The following is a 1349-nucleotide window of genomic DNA, read 5'->3' on the forward strand; positions in this document are numbered from 1 at the left end:
TTATTCATATTAAAAACCATATTATTATGAAAGACGACATTAAGTATGAAGTGAGCGTCCAGGTGGCGCAGAACACGATGACGCCGGAGAACCCGAACGACCGTATCTTCCGCGTGGCCAGCCGGGGTGCGGCCGACAAGGAGCGCATCATCCAGGAGATGATGCTGGTGAACCCGGGTCTGGAGAAGGAGACGCTGTCGATGGTGCTGGACTTGAAGAACCGCGTGTGCCAGCGGCTGCTGATGCTGGGGATGCGCGTGAACGACGGCTATTGCAACGCCGCGCTGACGTGCCGGGGCGTGGTGGACGGTTCGGCCTGGGACCCGGAGGTGAACAGCCTGGCGGTGAACATGCAGCCGGCCAAGGAGCTGCGCGAGGCGGTGGCCGGGGCGACGGTGACGGTGACGGGCACGGTGTCGGAGGCGATGTACGTGTCGGCCGCGGGCGACGCCATGACGAAGGCGCCGAGCTATACGGTGGTGCCCGGCAGCATCTACCGCGTGGAGGGCAAGAACGTGAAGGTCGAGGGCGACGACCCGTCGGTAGGCATCTTCTTCGTGGACGAAGACGGGACGGAGACGCAGGTGCCCATGGGCCAGGTGGCGATGAACAATCCCTCGGAGCTGCGCTTCATCGTGCCCTCGACGCTGACGGACGGGACGTACACGCTAAGGATTGTGACGCAGTTCGCCAATTCGGGTACCCATTTGTTAAAGACGCCACGCAGTGCAGAGTGTACTGTTTACATAGGCGATGCTGCTCCCGAAGGTGGCGGTACGTCTGGCGGTGACGACGATGATAGTGGACAAGGTACGTTCGGATAATGTATCCTGGCCATAGGCAGCCAGAGTGTCTGGCTATAGGCAGCCAGAGTGTCTGGCCATAAGCAGCCAGAGTGTCTGGCTATAGGCAGCCAGAGCGTCTGGACATAGGTAGCCAGAACGTCTGGCCATAGGCAGCCAGAGCGTCTGGACATAGCCAACCGACGATAACAAGCATCATAAATGCAAGTACACAACCAAGCCATCAGAATGATTGGAACGCAGATAGTGACCCAATTCCCCTCCTCCGCCGGAGGAGGGGAATTGAGATACCATTCGCGTTCCACCTATACATAAGTAATCATTCCTTTTTAGTTTATACTATTGATGTGTCTGTCATTCTGAGCGAAGCCCGCAGGGCGTAGTCGAAGAATCTCCCTAAAGGCTCTGTCTGGCAGCGCAAGAAGGAGATGTTTCGACTTCGCTGCGCTCCGCTCAACATGACAGATACTACAACTAAAATTCAGTACTTACATATATATAACATAACACATCCCCCCTAAACAGAAACACGCATATGAAACCCCT

At 56.3% G+C, this 1349-nt stretch carries 1 protein-coding gene; it reads left to right on the forward strand.

The annotated features are described in order from the left end of the window. Window positions 1–26: 26 nt before the first annotated feature. Entirely contained in the window at window positions 27–824 is a 798-nt protein-coding gene (locus M3090_RS15260; protein WP_249057689.1) for a DUF4469 domain-containing protein, read from the forward strand. Window positions 825–1349: the final 525 nt, after the last annotated feature.

The organism is Bacteroides sp. ET71 (genome assembly GCF_023336905.1).
In the GTDB taxonomy this organism is placed as follows: domain Bacteria; phylum Bacteroidota; class Bacteroidia; order Bacteroidales; family Bacteroidaceae; genus Bacteroides.